The organism is Sphingobacterium chuzhouense, assembly GCF_014692525.1.
Lineage (GTDB): Bacteria > Bacteroidota > Bacteroidia > Sphingobacteriales > Sphingobacteriaceae > Sphingobacterium > Sphingobacterium chuzhouense.
In genome coordinates this window covers 1,206,507-1,222,930 of sequence record NZ_JACNYL010000001.1, presented here as the reverse complement: position 1 = coordinate 1,222,930, position 16,424 = coordinate 1,206,507, and the positions used below count along the sequence as shown (strand labels likewise).

Below are 16,424 nucleotides of genomic sequence, written 5' to 3'. Positions count from 1 at the left end.
ATATTGACAGATCATGAAAAAGATATTGAAAAATTTAGATATGAAAAGAGTACCCCTTTTTAGAAAGACCATATTATCCGGGCTTGTGGGAGCAACTTTATTAAGCACAGTCGGCTGTGCTGACTTTTTGGAAAAAGAACCGACATTTATCGTTAAAGACAACTACTATACGAACGAATCTGATGTGAATATTGGTTTAACAGGTGTATACGCTGTTATGGCTTACCAGGATGTTTACGCCAATAGTTTGCCCTATCATCTTTCTATGTCTGACGAAGGTGTATGGCAGAGAAGCGCTGCATTAACAGGCCCTGAAGTATATATCTTTGACTCTTCTAACCAATTGGTGCGTAACCTATGGAAATACCTGTACGAAGGGATAGAAAGAGCCAATGTCTTGTTAGATAAAATAGATGGGGCTGAAATGGATGAGGACAAGAGAATTGTAGCTAAAGGAGAAGCCAAGTTCTTAAGAGCCTACTATTATTTTATGTTAACCAGCAACTTCGGAGCCGTTCCATTAAAGGTAACGCCAACTTACTCTGTAAACGAGGTGGATGTTCCCAGGGCTTCTTTAGAAGCATTGTATGATTTTATTACGACCGAAATGGAAGAAGCGGAAGCCATGGTACAACCAATTACCGCATACGGGCATGCCGGTCGCGTTACGAAGTCTGCGGTGAGGGGAATATTGGCGCGTGTATATCTTAAAATGACTGGAGCACCTTTGAATGACGTTTCAAAATATGCTGATGTCGTTAAATGGACAGATAAAATGATTAACCCTGTGGATGGCGAGTATCAGCATAAGTTAGTAGCAGACTATAAGCAGTTGTTTAAAGACATGGCAGGAGATAAATATAATATTGATGAGTCTATCTGGGAAGTAGAGTTTTACGGAAATAGAACAGGAGACTTCGCAGCCGGAAGACATGGTAATATCGCGGGTATTCAGTTCACAAGCGAGACCGGACCGGATTCATTGGGATATAGCTACGGATTTATCTTGGCGACAAAAAAACTATATGACCACTATGGCGCAGACGATACAGATGAAAGAAGAGATTGGAATATTGCAACATACGGTTATAATAATACGACGGGGGCTGCGGTATACAGACCAGATGTTGATAATAGGCTGTCGGCAAAACTGAGAAGAAATTATGAAGTAGCATTGCCCCGCCATAAAAACTTTACCCCAATCAATTTCCCGTTGTTGCGTTATGCTGACGTTTTACTCATGTATGCGGAAGCAAAAAACGAGTTGGATGATGTTAATGAAGCCGGGTTGAAGGTGAAAATGGTAAGAGATAGGGTAAATGCTATCGATAGTACGGCGACAATAGGAGGAGATAAAGCTAAAATGAGGAAGTTTATCAGAAATGAGCGCTTCAGAGAATTGGCTTATGAGGGATTGAGAAAGTTTGATTTGGTGAGGTGGAATATTTTTGTAGAAACCATGCATAATTTGGCAAGTGATATCACAGCCAATTCACCACAGGCGCGTAAATATACGGCTTTTGGTCCGAGAAATGTTTCCGCAAGAAATGTGGTATTACCCATTCCATTAAACGAGTTGTCGTTAAATAAAGCCATCACACAAAATCTGGGTTGGTAACCTATAAATAAAAATAAAAATGAAAATGAAAAAGATATTGGTGTTATTTATTGTAGCTCTGGGGTTATCGGGCTGTAATAAAAAAGAAGCAGTAGAACTTATGTTGGATATATCCGTAGCAAAAACATCCTATAACATAGGAGATACCGTAATTTTTGAGATAAGCGGTAATCCGGATCAATTAACTTTCTACTCTGGTGAAGAAGGGCATGTATATGTGAAACGTGAGGGTGTCACTATAGAAGGGGACGGGAGTGTAATGAATCTGGCTTTCTCGACTTCAAAGAGATATGGAACCGAGGCTGCACATCCTAATTCGCTGCAGTTATATATGACCCAAAATTTTGATGAAACTTATTCCGTTGCCGGTATTAAAGAAGAAGATTGGGTAAATGTATCGAGCAAGTTTATATGGTCGGATTTTATGAACAATAATACCGATTATACTTTCTCAGGAACAGTAAGCATTTATGATTTAGAGTCTTTAGGACTTGTGTTGGATAGATCTAAACCGGTTTATTTTGCTTTTAAATATAAAACGAATGCAGGTACAAACCAGGTTCAGACGAGATGGTGGATAGAGAGTTTTAATATAGAATCAATAAATATTGCTACGCAAGAACCTTTGCTTATCAATAATATGACCGGGATGGGGTGGACATTTGTTAAATTTTCTGGTGGAATAACCCCTACGTATAATGTTAATGGCTTGAGATTTCAAAATGCTCCCGCCGCTAATGAAGCCAGTTTGATATGGGCGGTGTCTAAGTCGGTTTCGCTTCAAAATTATTTGAATATTTTTGATATAAATAGGGGTATTGCCCTTAAAAATATGAGTACGCGTATAGATGAATACAGTCATATTTATACCGAACCCGGTACGTATAAGGTGACTTTTGTCGCATCTAACGAAAATGTGTACGGAGGGGAGAAAATTATTAAAGAATTTGAGATTGTAGTCAATCCCTAATTAAAAAAATTATAAAACCTATCAAATAAAAAAATATATAAAAGAGAAGTAATGTTAAAAAAATCATTCATTGTAAGTTTTGTTGCATGTACGGCGATGCTTTCTTCGTGTAGTTCTGAAGATAATTTTGTGAAAGATGATTTCACTGTAGCAGAAAAGCAATATGAAATGATGTTAAATCAGGCCACTGACCTAACAAATTTCCCCCGTACGACTAATCCGGACGGATCTGTAAAAGGAACCGATATTTGGGATTGGACACAAGGCTTTTTCCCTGGTGGGCTCTGGTACATGTATGAGTATACCCAAAAACCGGAATGGAAAGCCGCGGCAGAAAAATGGACAGAGGCTTTAGAAGAAGCCAAATTCCTGACGCAACATCACGATGTTGGTTTCGTTATGTATTGTTCTTACGGAAATGCCGTAAGATTGGAAAAAGATACGGCCAAGATCAATAAATATAATAAAATATTGATCCAGTCGGCGGAATCTGCACTGACAAGGTATGATGAAAAGGTGGGACTAATAAAATCGTGGAATGATAAAATGTCATGGGATGGCAAAACACTATGGACATATCCGGTTATTATAGACAATATGATGAACCTCGAACTGCTTTTTTACGTGTCTAAACTCACCGGAGATCCGAAATACAGAAATGTCGCCATTTCACATGCAGACAAGACAATGACGAACCATTTCAGAACAGACTACAGCACGTACCACGTGGTTGATTACGATGCAAAAACAGGCGAAGTATTGCACCAACAAACCAATCAGGGGTATTCAGATAACTCTACCTGGTCAAGAGGGCAGGGATGGGCGATATACGGATATACGTTGATGTATCGCGAAACAAAAGACCCTAAATATTTAGAACATGCGAAGAATGTGGCGGATTTCTTTATCCATCATCCAAACCTGCCGGAAGATAAGATACCTTATTGGGATTTTAATGTAGAGCAGCATGGTTACACGCCTGACTGGGATTACAAAGGCCAGAATAAGTTAGACTATATTCCTCGCGATGCGTCAGCAGCTTCTTTAGCCGCATCGGCCATGTTAGAATTAAGTACCTATACAAAGGAAGAGGGAAAGACATATTTCGCTGCGGCAGAGCATATTTTAAAATCTTTATCGAGCGAGGAATATTTGGCAGAGCCGGGAACAAATTCAGGCTTTATTTTGAAACACTCTGTGGGAAGTTTTCCGCACAATAATGAGATCGATGTGCCGTTGATTTATGCCGACTATTATTTCTTGGAAGCACTATTGAGATATCATCAATTAAAATAGTAAAAAAGATCACTAACATAGAAAGGTAATAATGAGAAAGATATCAATAGTTTACGTTTTACTTTTAGTTTTTGCTGGAAATTTATTTGCACAAAAAGAGGCTAAGATATTTACAGATTATAAAGCGAATCCAAAAGAATCGATATTGCCTGATTTTTCTTATGCGGGTTATAGAAATGGAGAAAAGGAAATAAATTATAAATCTTCTGGTTTGCCTATTTATGATATTACAGATTTTGGTGCAATCGCAAACGACGACAAGTCAGATAAAGAAGCAATAAAAAAAGCAATAGCGGCTGCAAGTAAAACGAATGGAGGCATTGTCTATTTCCCCAAGGGTACATTTATTGCACAGGATGTAGATGATGATTTAAATTCTATTTGGATTAGCAACAGCAATATTATTTTTAAAGGCAGTGGAAGTGGAGCTGGAGGTACAGCGTTATTTATGAAAGAGCCCTTAAAGCCAAGTGATACCACGAAGATGTGGGCAACGCCACCGCTATTTATTTTTGGGAGTAAATCCGGAGAGAAACAAATAGGCAAAATAACAGATGATGCAGCTGTTGGGGATTTTAATATAAAAGTAGATCAAATTGGAGATTTGGTGGGCGGAGATTGGCTACTGTTATCTATGCGCAGCAAAGATGCGGATGCGCTTAGATTAGATTTAGGTACTTATGAAGTAAATGCGGAATGGAAAAGTTTGGTTAATGACGGTGTAGATTTATCTTTTTGCCTTCAAATCAATAAAATAGAAAGTAATATGATTACGTTAAGCCAACCTTTACCTTATCCTGTTAATTCAAAATTAAACTGGGCATTTGCCAAATACAATAAAATTGAGGAGGTGGGCATAGAAGACATTGCGTTTGTAGGAAATTATCAAAATTCATTTGTACATCATCGTTCCTGGTTGGATGATAGCGGTTATACCTTGGTTAATTTTAGAAGAATTGTAAATTCCTGGATGACCAACTGCCGTTTTACCAATGTTTCTATAGGGGCAGTAATTAATAATGGAGCGAATATTTCTATTCTTAATTGCGAAATTACCGGAAATGCCGGGCATGGAGCTATTACTAACGCAGGCGGAACAAATGTATTGCTCGGTAATATTTCTGATAAGGCGTCTATGTGGCATTCGGTTGGCGTGTCTAAAACAGCGATGAATACCGTTTTGTATAAAGTAGACTATCCGGCAACCACCTGCTTTGAAAGCCATGCCTCGCAACCACGCAATACGTTATTGGATAATGTAACAGGTGGTTTAATGATGAATCGAGGAGGAGGTTCACTAGGGAACATGCCCAACCATATGAGAAATCTCGTGTTCTGGAACTACAAAAAGACCAATACGGATTATCCGGAGTTTGACTTTTGGCCGAATCAACGTTTTTGGAAAATCCCTTTTCCAATTATGGTAGGCTTTCACGGCACCCCCACCAAATTTATCGGCAGTCAGCTAAAGTACGAAGAATCAAACGGTAAAAAAGTATTTCCGGAATCGTTATATGAAGCCCAGCTGAAAAACAGATTGGGAAAGCTTCCTTCCTGGATTAAATAAAAAGTAATAGGTTTAGTGTATTCCGGAGGAATTATCTGGAATACCTAAATTGCTGTTTATCCATCAGACCCATTTGATTTTTCATCATTTTAATCTGATCGGCAAGTAATTTGTTTTTATCTGCTTTTTTTGCTTCGGCCAAAAGTTTCTCGGCTTCACGTTTATTGCGTTTTGCCATGGCTACGCCTGCGAGGCTCAATTTTGCCAAGGCAATATTATGACTCATATGTAAGCCCAAAGACAAAGCTTTCTTAAAGTATTTTTCCGATTGCAGTGGCGCGCGTTGTGATTCCAAGATACCCAATAGCATGTGGTAATACCCATGCTGTGCGCTAATTAGTTGTTTGTCGTAATTCTTAATATTCCTTAGCCATTGTTCCGCTTTAGCCATGTTTTCTTTTCTAAGATACCATTGCGCGATGAGCATATTCTCATTGAAGAACACCGTAACCCAAGCCAGAATGGTAACAAAAATTCCTAAAATACCCCATCCCCAATGACCGAACCAAAATAGTGCTACTGTCCCGATTAAAAGAACGCTACTAAGAATAATACGAACTATATTTGACATATATTTACTGCGTAAATTAAAACTAACGACAAATATCCGGTTATTTTGGAGCTTATCCAACTTGTTTGCGTGATAAAATTGTAAAATTGTATTTTTGTAATTATGGCAGAACGTTATGATCCCAGCTGGGAACCCATTTTAAAACCTTTATTTAAACAGGACTACATGCGTAGCCTTTCCACCTTTGTGCAGCACGAGCGAAGACAGACACTGGTCTTTCCCCCTGAAAATCTCGTGTTAAATGCTTTTAGGCTGACACCATTTGAAGATATTAAAGTGGTGATATTGGGACAAGATCCCTATCATAATGACGGACAAGCACATGGATTGTCCTTTTCTGTGCCGAAAGGAATAGCATTACCGCCATCACTGAAAAATATTTATACAGAATTGACATCTGATGTTCCGGGATTTCAATACCCTACTTCGGGAGATCTAACGAAGTGGGCTAAACAAGGTGTATTACTGCTGAATGCAACACTCACCGTGCGAGCACATCAAGCAGCTTCCCATCAAAAAAGGGGCTGGGAAGAGTTCACCGATCAGATCATCCACTTGGTATCTCAGAAATTGGAAAACGTAGTTTTTATGTTGTGGGGGAGTTACGCGCAAAAGAAGTCGATGCTGATCGATACACAAAAACATTTAATATTAAAAGCAGTTCACCCCTCGCCGCTATCGGCACATCGGGGGTTCTTTGGTTGTAAACATTTCTCTCAAGCGAATGCTTATTTGCAGTCCAAAGGGAGAAAACCTATTGATTGGCAAATTTGAGTTCCCCAGATTGCCGTACCGTCATTCTTTTCCCTAGCGACGACGACAATCGCCAGCTTTTGAGAAAGATGCTCCGATTTCCTAAGCAAATAACTCTTTCAAATGCTTAAACTGGTAGTCTGCATTCGGAAGCCGCTGTATATGGTTGATGCGTATCTTTCTACCTTGCTGCTTAATGTGTGTAAAGAGCAGGTGACTGTCGTATGTAACTTCAAAAGGTTGTGAAAGGTTGAGAGGTTCCATTGTTTCGCCTAGAATAACATATTCTAATTCCCCTTTTGATGTAAACCGTCTAATGACCACTCTATCCTCTGTCGCAGGTTGAATACAGAACCACGCACCATCCCCAACGCCACCGAGATATTGTGCATCCTTCGGTACGGAAATCGGCTTGGAAACAAAGCTCATACAACCAATGATCAAGTCGTTAGGTAAAAGGTCTGCTTTCTTTTGCGTTACATTGTCACCCAGTTTCTTCAATAAGAAACCAAAAGATTGCCAGCGATTCATTTTAAAATGTTTTAACCCATGTTGAGGTGTAAACGAATACACCATTCGATCGGAAACAGCATTTACTACGTTGCTGATAGGACTCGCTTTAATAGTTTCAGGGAAGTTGATACTATGACGCCAATTATACCGTTTGGAAGAGCGTATTAACATGCGTGTGATAAAGCGTGAGCAATTATTGTTGTTGCGCGCTACCGCACCGTACGGATAAGTGCCTTGGTGTACACAATCGTCTCCATAAGCTTTTGCAAGTTCAAAATTGATATCACGGGCGATAGAGAAATAAAGAATGCCCTCTCCATACATCGCCGGCTTCAATGCCTCAAACTGCTCTACAATTTCTTCAAGGTTAGTAATATTATTGTTTTCAAACTTCGCCTTCAGTTTTATCTCTAGACGGGGGTCTGAAAACTTAGAACGTGCGCGACCATATCCTCGGGGCGTAATATAACGTCCGAAATCATAGAAGAGCATCTCGCCCGTTTCTCGTTTAATTATAACAATACCTGTATGGCCTACTTTGAAATTCAAGTTTTTTACGATACCGATTTTCTTAAAAAACATCATCCACTTTTCGTCCCCTCTGATGGTGGCGTCAGGCCATGTTAGAATAAGGGCTACGTCATTATACGTTGTATTTGACTGCATGAAACTCCTTTTTTTATTTAGTATTCTAAAGGGATTATAGGTTCTTTTTTGCTGGTCGACATGATCATCATAGTCTGAAAGGTTTTAACAAATGGGATTTTTGATATTTTTTCCATAATCACCGCTTCATACGCTTTAATATCCTTTACATAGACTTTTAGCATAAAGTCACAATTGCCCGTAACATGGTGGCATTCTGTTACCTCGGGGATGGTCTTGACAGCTTCCACAAACTCTGGGATGGCGTTGTGGGTATGAAAATCCAACGATATCTGGATGAATGATTTGATACCCAACCCTAACTTTTCCTCATCTACGAATGCGTGATAACTCTTAATAAATCCCGAGTTTTCTAATTTACGTACCCGCTCCAACGTAGGAGCCGGCGAAAGCCCGATATTTGAAGCTAACTGCAGGTTTGTTATTCTCCCGTTTTCTTGTAAGAGCTTCAGAATTTTCAAATCTGTCTTATCTGGTTGATATGGCATTTCTATAATCAGCTAATGTGAATATTATATTTTATAGAATGTAAATATACGGAATAATGTTTGGCGAACAAAAAACTTCATGATCGCATGTTTGTTATAGATAAAATTTATTTAATAATCATTATGGTATTGTTAAATGTTATTCTGAATCATAGCAATGTCAAAAATGAAGGAGTAGGGTGCATTTAAAAGCGCAGAAATGACGTTTGTCATTTTTTTTACTAAAATGTGGGTTAGAATAGGTGTTAACTTAGGGTATGTCGTCTTTTAATCGTATCTTTGTAGTCCAAAATAAGGTAGGAATCGCCGAATTAAAAAAGGGGTAGAGAAATGAGTACCAAAGACGATGAATTACTAAAAGAGCTGGAGCTCGAAGAATATAAATACGGGTTCACCACAGATATTGAAATGGAAATAGCCGCTAAGGGGCTAAGTGAAGATACTGTTCGTTTCATTTCTGCAAAGAAAAACGAACCCGAGTGGTTGTTAGAATGGCGGTTAAAGGCATTGCGCCATTTTCTGACAATGAAGATGCCTACGTGGCAAAATTTTGAAAGCCCAGAGGTGGATTTTCAAGATATTTCGTATTACGCGGCACCTAAACCTAAGAAGCAGTTGGAAAGCCTTGATGAGGTGGATCCGGAGTTACTTTCGACATTCGAAAAGTTAGGAATTCCGTTAGATGAACAGAAAGTTTTAGCTGGGGTGGTGGCCGTTGATGCGGTGTTTGACTCTGTTTCCGTAAAGACCACATTTCGGGAGAAGTTGAAAGAACAGGGAGTTATTTTTTGTTCTTTTGGCGAAGCTGTGCAAGAATATCCGGATTTGGTAAAAAAGTATCTGGGCACCGTAGTTCCGCAAACAGATAACATTTATGCGGCGTTGAATTCAGCGGTGTTTTCGGATGGCTCTTTTGTATACGTTCCGAAAGGCGTCAGATGTCCGATGGAGCTTTCTACTTATTTCCGTATAAATGCACAGAACACCGGACAGTTTGAACGTACCTTGATTGTTGCGGAAGAAGGTTCGTATGTGTCCTATCTGGAAGGCTGTACAGCGCCCATGCGTGATGAAAACCAACTTCACGCCGCGGTGGTCGAGCTCATTGCCGAGCGGGATGCGGAAATTAAATATTCGACGGTGCAAAATTGGTATCCAGGAGATAAGGATGGCAAGGGTGGTATATATAATTTCGTAACGAAACGCGGTATTTGTAAAGGTGACAATGCTAAGATTTCGTGGACGCAAGTGGAAACAGGCTCTGCCATTACATGGAAATACCCTGGCGTTATCCTGAAAGGCGATAATTCTGTAGGGGAATTTTATTCCGTGGCAATGACCCGTAATAAACAGATTGCTGACACGGGAACGAAAATGGTACATCTCGGCAAAAATACCCGTTCTAAAATTGTGTCGAAAGGTATTTCTGCAGGTCTGAGCCACAACAGTTATAGAGGGTTGGTGAAAATTGGACCGAATGCCGATAAAGCGAGAAACTTTACACAATGTGACTCTCTATTGATTGGGGATCGCTGCGGAGCACATACATTCCCTTATATAGAGAATAGAAACCGTACGGCGATGTTGGAGCACGAGGCGACGACATCAAAGATCGGCGAAGATCAGGTGTTCTACTTGAACCAAAGAGGAATTGATCCGGAGAAAGCCGTTGGATTGATCGTCAATGGCTACGCCAAAGAGGTACTAAACCAGTTGCCAATGGAGTTTGCTGTAGAAGCACAAAAACTATTGGCGATTTCTTTGGAAGGATCGGTCGGGTAGTAATTTTAAAATTTCCAAATTAAGAAAAATGTTATCAGTTAAGAATTTACACGCGTCTGTTGAAGGCAAACAAATATTAAAAGGACTAGATTTAGAAGTCAAAGCAGGAGAGATTCATGCCATTATGGGACCCAATGGTGCCGGAAAAAGCACATTGGGAAATGTATTGGCTGGTCGCGACGCATACGAGGTCACCGAAGGCTCCGCATTGTTAGAGGGCGTTGACTTATTGGATTTAGCTCCGGAAGATCGTGCTCGGGAAGGTCTTTTTCTAGCTTTCCAATATCCAGTGGAAATCCCCGGCGTGTCCAATATCAATTTCTTGAAGACCGCTGTAAACGATATTCGGGAGTATAAAGGTTTGCCGCCAATGGAAGCAAAAGAGTTTTTGCAATTGGTAAAAGAAAAGCAAAAGCTGGTGGATTTTTCAGCAAACCTCGCCAATCGTTCGTTGAACGAAGGCTTTTCGGGAGGGGAGAAGAAGCGTAACGAGATATTCCAGTTGGCGATGTTAAATCCGAAGTTGGCCATCCTTGATGAGACAGATTCAGGACTTGATATCGATGCATTACGCGTTGTAGCAAACGGTGTAAACCACCTACGTTCCGAAAATAACGCGTTCGTGGTCATTACACACTACCAGCGTTTGTTAGATTATATCGTGCCCGACTTTGTTCACGTACTATATAACGGACGAATTGTGAAAACAGGGCCGAAAGAATTGGCCTTGGAATTGGAAGAAAAAGGTTACGATTGGCTAAAAGAATACGACACGCAAACCGCTTAATAAAATTTATCCATGGATAATTTAAACAGCGGATTGATAAAAAAGAACATGAGTACAATAGTTGCAGATTCATTATATCAACAGTTGGTTTCGACCTTTCAAGAGTTAGATACGCAAGAACCGTCCTATTTGACGACATTGCGTCAACAAGCTTTTGAACGTTTTCAACTTGAAGGTTTTCCGACCGTCAAGAACGAAGAGTGGAAATATACCAATATACACCCTTTAATCAATGCAACCTATGCATTGAATGCATCGGTAGATGTGGACAGTGTGGATACGAGCAAATCGGATATCCCAGGCTTGGATGCCCATCGGATTGTGTTGGTTAACGGCGAGTATGTTTTGGCATTCTCTTCCCTCGAAGATGAAATAGGTTTGGTGGTAAAACCCATCAATGAAGCCTATAGGGAAGCTAACTTTGAAAAACATTACGCACAGCATGCAGATAAATCGGATAATGTGATGGTGCAATTAAATACGGCGCTAAACACAGCGGGCGTGTATTTATCGGTTGCTAAAAGCAAAGTAATTTCCAAGCCGATCCATATCGTGCATGTAGCGACAGGAGAAGATGCATTTTTTGCCCAAACACGTAACCTGATTGTGGTAGAATCCCATGCAGAGGTAGAGATTATCGAATCTTTTATAACGTTAGACGGCGCAGCAAAGAATGTGCATAATAAGGTGACGGAAATTGTGGTGGAGGAGAATGCAAAAGTACAACATTACTATCTACAGGTAGCCGATGCATCGAGCCATTACATTATGCATACGGAAGTTTATCAAGAACAACACAGTCTGTATAATAACTATAACTGTAATTTGCCGGGAGCGTCTTTTGTACGGCATAACATCAATGTGCGCTTGGATGCAGAACAGGTAGAATCACATCTGTACGGCATTAACCTGACGGCAGGCCAACAGTTTGTTGATAACCATACCATTGTGGATCATATGAAACCACATTGTGAGTCCTACGAATGGTATAAGAATATTCCTCAAGACGAATCCACAGCGGTGTTCAACGGTAAGATCTTTGTTCGGGAGGATGCGCAAAAAACGAATGCCTTCCAACAAAATAATAATATGCTTATCGGGGACAAATCTACCGTATATACAAAGCCACAATTGGAGATTTTTGCAGATGACGTGAAATGTTCTCATGGTTGTACCATGGGACAGTTTGACGATGATGCACTGTTTTATTTACGCGCCCGTGGTATCGGCGAGGAAGCTGCACGAGTATTGTTGGTGCATGCATTTGCTTTTGATGTAACCTCCCGTTTCTCTAATGAAAATGTTCGTCAATATATCGAACATCTGGTAGAAAGGGGACTGGAAAAAAATAAGTAGTTTTTCATATATTTATTATATCATAAAAGGCGTCAGATTCGAATTCTGACGCCTTTGTTTATTTTATTTTCCTTACAGAATCGAAATGCGATGGTTGGATACTTCCATTACATATTCTTTACTGTCGAAGTCTTCATCTTTAAGTGTAGCAGTCATGGTACAAGACTTGCATCTCGAATCACAATAGATATACGTGCCGTGATTTACCTTATGACAGAAACCTCGACTGCCTCCCGTACAATTACAAACGTAGAAGACGGTGGATATAGTAGATATACCATAAGCTTCCGGTACTTCCAGCATGACAATATATCCATATAGTATAACGGGGGCGATTTTGGTACGTTCGCTAGGATAGCGTGCTGCCTCTTTTTCGATTTTTTTAATTTCTTCTTGGATAATGTCAAGTTCTACGAACTGATGGGGCAGCATAATCTTGCCCTTTAAGTCCTCGACGCTTTTTACTTTTTTCGTAGGTATGCTCATGTCGAAGACCACCATTTCTTCGAGTTCCACGTCAAATCCGGATGTTCTCGAAGAGCGTGTGAGTTCACAGTTCGTGCAGGTTGTCATTAAGCAGCCATTTCCTGCTGAACTGGTTATCGGGCTACATCCGCCATCCTCCCCGCTCTTACACGTACAGGTGATGCTCCCTTTGTTAAAGCTGATATAGTTTCCCTTTAGATCGACGCCGTAACCTGTATGGCTTGATGGGATAGAAAAGTTGATCGTATTGCCGACCATTTCCACATCAGAATTTTCCGGCAACAGGAAAGGAGTCAAATTGGCTATAGGAGTTTGCTCTTCTTTTGAGCCTTCTTCCTTTGAACAGGCGCTGATAACAGATAGTAATACGGTTGTCGCCAACAAACATAATAATAGATAGTTCAGTTTTTTCATGACTTTTAATTTTAGATGAATAAATAATAAGCAATCCTATTTCACATGGATTACTTTAATATCCACCTCAAGTCTCTTTTGTTACCCCTCTTCTGAAAATTTTTATTTGTTTGGCTCAAATCTTTGAAAAACAAAAGCCCCTGAACTTTTCAGAGGCTTTTGTTTTGAGCGAAAGACGAGATTCGAACTCGCGACCCCAACCTTGGCAAGGTTGTGCTCTACCAACTGAGCTACTTTCGCTGATTGTGGTACAAAGATAGCGATTCGGTATATATCTGTCAATAGCTTTTTTGATTTTTGCTATTTATAATTTATCCCTGTTTCTTTTACTTTAGATAGCATCCACACAATTAATCCCGTCGATTGCTGCTGATACGATTCCACCGGCATAACCTGCACCCTCCCCGCAGGGATAAAGTCCGGAAACTTCCGGATGTTGCAAAGTCTCCTTATCACGAGGAATCCGAATGGGGGACGATGTGCGGGACTCAACACCCACCAAAATGGCCTCATTGGTATAATATCCTTTCATCTTCTTACCAAAAAGAGGTAGCGCTCCACGTAATGCTTGGTGCACAAAAGGGGGTAACACTTCATTAAGATCGACGCTTTTTGTCCCCGGCTTATAGGAGTTTTCGGGAAGGGTTGTCGATACTTTTTGTTGTACAAAATCGACCATGCGTTGTGCCGGAGCAACGAGATTGCCGCCTCCTAAAAGAAATGCCTGTTGTTCTACTTCTTGTTGAAATCGTAGCAATGCGAATGGATCAGATAACGAATTTGGCACATCTTCTAAATTGATTTGGATAACGGTACCTGAATTGGCGTGTGGATTATTCCGTTTTGACGGAGACCAGCCGTTGACGACGATCTCCCTATCTTCTGTAGCGCAAGGGGCAATAATTCCACCCGGACACATACAAAATGAAAAAACACCGCGTTTATTGACCTGTTCTACCAGACTATAGTAAGCGGGTGGGAGATTCTCTGGACGTATTGCACAATGATACTGCGCTTGATCGATGATTTCCTGAGGGTGTTCGATTCGAACCCCTAATGCAAAAGGTTTAGCTTCTATTAACCAACCCTTCCGCTGAAAAAGATGGAAGATGTCACGGGCGGAATGTCCCGTAGCTACGACGACGTGATGCGCGTGTATCGTTTCTCCTGACGATGTTCGTACACCTTTTATCTTTCCGAAATCGGCGAGAATATCATCTACCCGACAATCGAATCTTATTTCTCCTCCATATTCCAAGATGGTGTTACGCATATCTTCGATAATATGGGGGAGCTTGTTCGTACCTATATGGGGTCGGGCATCGATTAAAATATCATGGGGAGCTCCATGCTGTACAAAAATCTGCAGCACCTTATCGACGTCGCCGCGCTTGTTGGAGCGCGTATACAATTTACCATCCGAATATGTGCCTGCCCCACCTTCGCCGAAACAGTAATTGGACTCGGGATTTACTACGCCCTCCCGGTTTATCTTTGCTAAATCCCGTCTTCTATCCTTTACGGGTTTTCCGCGTTCCAATACAATAGGTTTAAATCCGCGCTCCAAAGATCGGTACGCAGCAAACAGACCTGCTGGCCCAGCTCCGATGATAATGACAGGTGCAGCATGATGCACGTTGTTAATGGAAGAGGTGAATACTTCTGGGAAGCGAGGCTCGTCGATATAGAAAACGACGCGAAGACGATACACAACTTTGCGTCCTCTGGCGTCAATAGAGCGTTTACGGACGTGATGCCCCTGTATACGTGAGCGTTCTACCTTTAATTGTTCCGCGCCGAGAGCAATAAGATTGTCGGTGTCATGGATTTGATCGGGAAATACTGCGATTTCAATTTCTTTCTGCATATCTACTGGTTGGGTTTTTATCCCAAAATACTACAAAGATACGCATTTTGCACAATCCCCAATTAACACTAAAGGTCGCATCCAGATATTTGAGGTATGTATAAACCCATTCTTAGTACTATTCATTCCTCTCAAATATCTGAAGCGACGAGGTTTTTGCTTCTTTTTTACGGGAAAAAAGAAGAATAAATGTTATTTTTATAAAAAATTGAATAAAACTTCACAGATGAAAAGATTAGTTATTGCAATCGTAGGTTTGTTTACAGCGCTGTCATTCAGCTCCTGTGGGTATAATACCATGGTCTCCAAAGATGAGAATGTAAAAGGAAAATGGGCGCAGGTAGAAAATGCCTATCAACGCCGTGCAGACTTGATTCCTAATTTAGTCGCAACTGTAAAAGGTGCGGCCGAACACGAAGAGGGTACATTGACTGCGGTTGTGGAAGCACGTGCAAAAGCTACTTCGGTTACAGTTGATCCATCTAATTTATCGGAAGAGGCTATTGCGAACTATCAGCAGACCCAAGATGCGTTGTCACAGTCAATCGGAAGGTTGTTAGTCAGTGTGGAAGCTTATCCTGATTTGAAAGCAAATTCGAACTTTCAAGAATTGCAGGTACAACTTGAAGGTACGGAAAATCGTATTTCCGTAGAACGCCGTTCATACAATGAAGCCGTCCAGGATTATAATACGACGGTAAGGAGCTTTCCAAATAATATTATGGCTGGAATTTTTGGTTTTAAACCGAAAGGAACCTTTAAAGCGGCAGAGGGATCTGACAAAGCGCCTACGGTTGAGTTTTAGGATATTATAATATAATAACGGTAAGATGAACAGGAGGGCTTGATATGGACATATTTTCAACAGAAGAACAAGATCGTATTGTTCAGGCCATTAGTGTGGCAGAAGCAAAGACGTCAGGAGAGATTCGACTCGTAATCGATAAGAAATTAAAGACAACTTCTGCGATGGACGCGGCCGTCTCCTATTTTGAGGAGCTGGAAATGCATAAAACAGGTCTCCGTAATGGTGTTCTTATTTATATGGCCATCGATGATCACGAATTTGCTATTATAGGTGATCGTGGCCTAGATACAAAAATAGAAGCCAATTTTTGGGATGAAACGAAAGAGCTGATGATCTCTTTCTTTCGCCGGAATGATATCGTCCAAGGACTAATTGAAGGGATACATGATGTGGGGGAACAGCTACAGAAGTATTTTCCCCGTGGTGTTGATGATGTGAATGAGCTTCCAGATGATATCTATTTTGGAAAAAATTAAAGATCC

At 40.6% G+C, this 16,424-nt stretch carries 15 protein-coding genes and 1 tRNA gene; 10 read left to right on the top strand and 6 right to left on the bottom strand.

Annotated features, from left to right (window positions below; translation table 11 throughout):
* Window positions 1-40: 40 nt before the first annotated feature.
* Genes H8B21_RS04695 through H8B21_RS04680 form a run of 4 tightly spaced genes read left to right on the top strand, consistent with a single transcriptional unit; the run spans window position 41 to window position 5,451 of the window.
* A complete protein-coding gene (locus H8B21_RS04695) occupies window positions 41-1,618 on the top strand; it encodes a RagB/SusD family nutrient uptake outer membrane protein (protein ID WP_223814831.1) in 1,578 nt (525 codons plus the stop codon).
* Between the two features lie 25 nt (window positions 1,619-1,643).
* A complete protein-coding gene (locus tag H8B21_RS04690) occupies window positions 1,644-2,588 on the top strand; it encodes a DUF5017 domain-containing protein (RefSeq protein ID WP_190312603.1) in 945 nt (314 codons plus the stop codon).
* A 51-nt stretch (window positions 2,589-2,639) separates the two neighbouring features.
* Complete coding sequence (locus H8B21_RS04685; RefSeq protein ID WP_190312602.1) at window positions 2,640-3,884, top strand: glycoside hydrolase family 88 protein; 1,245 nt, start codon at window positions 2,640-2,642, stop codon at window positions 3,882-3,884.
* Between the two features lie 31 nt (window positions 3,885-3,915).
* Window positions 3,916-5,451, top strand: a complete 1,536-nt coding sequence (locus H8B21_RS04680) for a DUF4955 domain-containing protein (RefSeq protein WP_190312601.1) — start codon at window positions 3,916-3,918, stop codon at window positions 5,449-5,451.
* A 31-nt stretch (window positions 5,452-5,482) separates the two neighbouring features.
* On the opposite strand, the gene H8B21_RS04675 is transcribed toward H8B21_RS04680, so the two are convergent.
* Window positions 5,483-6,022: a tetratricopeptide repeat protein gene (locus tag H8B21_RS04675; protein ID WP_190312600.1), complete on the bottom strand. Its 540-nt coding sequence runs from the start codon at window positions 6,020-6,022 to the stop codon at window positions 5,483-5,485.
* 102 nt (window positions 6,023-6,124) lie between these two features.
* Here H8B21_RS04675 and ung point away from each other — a divergent pair, with 102 nt between their 5' ends.
* Entirely contained in the window at window positions 6,125-6,796 is a 672-nt protein-coding gene (ung, locus tag H8B21_RS04670) for a uracil-DNA glycosylase (RefSeq protein WP_190312599.1), read from the top strand.
* A gap of 81 nt (window positions 6,797-6,877) precedes the next feature.
* Here ung and H8B21_RS04665 read toward each other — a convergent pair whose 3' ends face one another.
* Window positions 6,878-7,954 carry a DUF6695 family protein gene (locus H8B21_RS04665; protein ID WP_190312598.1) on the bottom strand — a complete coding sequence of 359 codons (1,077 nt, stop codon included), beginning with the start codon at window positions 7,952-7,954 and terminating at the stop codon, window positions 6,878-6,880.
* 17 nt (window positions 7,955-7,971) lie between these two features.
* Window positions 7,972-8,442 carry an Lrp/AsnC family transcriptional regulator gene (locus H8B21_RS04660; RefSeq protein ID WP_105715438.1) on the bottom strand — a complete coding sequence of 157 codons (471 nt, stop codon included), beginning with the start codon at window positions 8,440-8,442 and terminating at the stop codon, window positions 7,972-7,974.
* A 330-nt stretch (window positions 8,443-8,772) separates the two neighbouring features.
* Between H8B21_RS04660 and sufB the strand changes: the two genes are divergently transcribed.
* From sufB to sufD, 3 genes are read left to right on the top strand one after another with little or no spacing between them, the layout of a single operon-like run.
* Window positions 8,773-10,224 (top strand): Fe-S cluster assembly protein SufB, encoded by a 1,452-nt coding sequence (sufB, locus tag H8B21_RS04655; protein WP_190312597.1) that lies wholly within the window; start codon window positions 8,773-8,775, stop codon window positions 10,222-10,224.
* Window positions 10,225-10,252: 28 nt separating this feature from the next.
* A complete protein-coding gene (sufC, locus tag H8B21_RS04650; protein WP_190312596.1) occupies window positions 10,253-11,011 on the top strand; it encodes a Fe-S cluster assembly ATPase SufC in 759 nt (252 codons plus the stop codon).
* Window positions 11,012-11,059: 48 nt separating this feature from the next.
* The gene (gene sufD, locus H8B21_RS04645) at window positions 11,060-12,367 is read left to right on the top strand and encodes a Fe-S cluster assembly protein SufD (RefSeq protein WP_223814830.1); all 1,308 of its coding nucleotides are present in this window, start codon (window positions 11,060-11,062) and stop codon (window positions 12,365-12,367) included.
* Between the two features lie 72 nt (window positions 12,368-12,439).
* Here sufD and H8B21_RS04640 read toward each other — a convergent pair whose 3' ends face one another.
* The 3 genes from H8B21_RS04640 to H8B21_RS04630 all read right to left on the bottom strand — a co-directional run bounded on the left by H8B21_RS04640 (window position 12,440) and on the right by H8B21_RS04630 (window position 15,134).
* A complete protein-coding gene (locus H8B21_RS04640) occupies window positions 12,440-13,267 on the bottom strand; it encodes a hypothetical protein (protein ID WP_190312594.1) in 828 nt (275 codons plus the stop codon).
* A 167-nt stretch (window positions 13,268-13,434) separates the two neighbouring features.
* Window positions 13,435-13,507: transfer RNA gene (locus H8B21_RS04635), tRNA-Gly, on the bottom strand.
* A gap of 91 nt (window positions 13,508-13,598) precedes the next feature.
* Window positions 13,599-15,134, bottom strand: coding sequence for an NAD(P)/FAD-dependent oxidoreductase (locus H8B21_RS04630; RefSeq protein WP_190312593.1), 1,536 nt, complete (start codon window positions 15,132-15,134; stop codon window positions 13,599-13,601).
* A gap of 226 nt (window positions 15,135-15,360) precedes the next feature.
* Here H8B21_RS04630 and H8B21_RS04625 point away from each other — a divergent pair, with 226 nt between their 5' ends.
* Together H8B21_RS04625 and H8B21_RS04620 are read left to right on the top strand one after the other, a co-directional pair.
* The gene (locus tag H8B21_RS04625; RefSeq protein ID WP_190312592.1) at window positions 15,361-15,939 is read left to right on the top strand and encodes a LemA family protein; all 579 of its coding nucleotides are present in this window, start codon (window positions 15,361-15,363) and stop codon (window positions 15,937-15,939) included.
* Between the two features lie 44 nt (window positions 15,940-15,983).
* Window positions 15,984-16,418 (top strand): TPM domain-containing protein, encoded by a 435-nt coding sequence (locus H8B21_RS04620; RefSeq protein ID WP_190312591.1) that lies wholly within the window; start codon window positions 15,984-15,986, stop codon window positions 16,416-16,418.
* Window positions 16,419-16,424 lie beyond the last annotated feature (6 nt).

What these genes read in the sequence shown, in the direction of transcription:
- H8B21_RS04695 (WP_223814831.1), top strand. Translation starts at nt 41, where the DNA reads ATGAAAAGAGTACCCCTTTTTAGAAAGACCATATTATCCGGGCTTGTG.
- H8B21_RS04690 (WP_190312603.1), top strand. Translation starts at nt 1,644, where the DNA reads ATGAAAAAGATATTGGTGTTATTTATTGTAGCTCTGGGGTTATCGGGC.
- H8B21_RS04685 (WP_190312602.1), top strand. Translation starts at nt 2,640, where the DNA reads ATGTTAAAAAAATCATTCATTGTAAGTTTTGTTGCATGTACGGCGATG.
- H8B21_RS04680 (WP_190312601.1), top strand. Translation starts at nt 3,916, where the DNA reads ATGAGAAAGATATCAATAGTTTACGTTTTACTTTTAGTTTTTGCTGGA.
- H8B21_RS04675 (WP_190312600.1), bottom strand. Translation starts at nt 6,022, where the DNA reads ATGTCAAATATAGTTCGTATTATTCTTAGTAGCGTTCTTTTAATCGGG.
- ung (WP_190312599.1), top strand. Translation starts at nt 6,125, where the DNA reads ATGGCAGAACGTTATGATCCCAGCTGGGAACCCATTTTAAAACCTTTA.
- H8B21_RS04665 (WP_190312598.1), bottom strand. Translation starts at nt 7,954, where the DNA reads ATGCAGTCAAATACAACGTATAATGACGTAGCCCTTATTCTAACATGG.
- H8B21_RS04660 (WP_105715438.1), bottom strand. Translation starts at nt 8,442, where the DNA reads ATGCCATATCAACCAGATAAGACAGATTTGAAAATTCTGAAGCTCTTA.
- sufB (WP_190312597.1), top strand. Translation starts at nt 8,773, where the DNA reads ATGAGTACCAAAGACGATGAATTACTAAAAGAGCTGGAGCTCGAAGAA.
- sufC (WP_190312596.1), top strand. Translation starts at nt 10,253, where the DNA reads ATGTTATCAGTTAAGAATTTACACGCGTCTGTTGAAGGCAAACAAATA.
- sufD (WP_223814830.1), top strand. Translation starts at nt 11,060, where the DNA reads ATGAGTACAATAGTTGCAGATTCATTATATCAACAGTTGGTTTCGACC.
- H8B21_RS04640 (WP_190312594.1), bottom strand. Translation starts at nt 13,267, where the DNA reads ATGAAAAAACTGAACTATCTATTATTATGTTTGTTGGCGACAACCGTA.
- H8B21_RS04630 (WP_190312593.1), bottom strand. Translation starts at nt 15,134, where the DNA reads ATGCAGAAAGAAATTGAAATCGCAGTATTTCCCGATCAAATCCATGAC.
- H8B21_RS04625 (WP_190312592.1), top strand. Translation starts at nt 15,361, where the DNA reads ATGAAAAGATTAGTTATTGCAATCGTAGGTTTGTTTACAGCGCTGTCA.
- H8B21_RS04620 (WP_190312591.1), top strand. Translation starts at nt 15,984, where the DNA reads ATGGACATATTTTCAACAGAAGAACAAGATCGTATTGTTCAGGCCATT.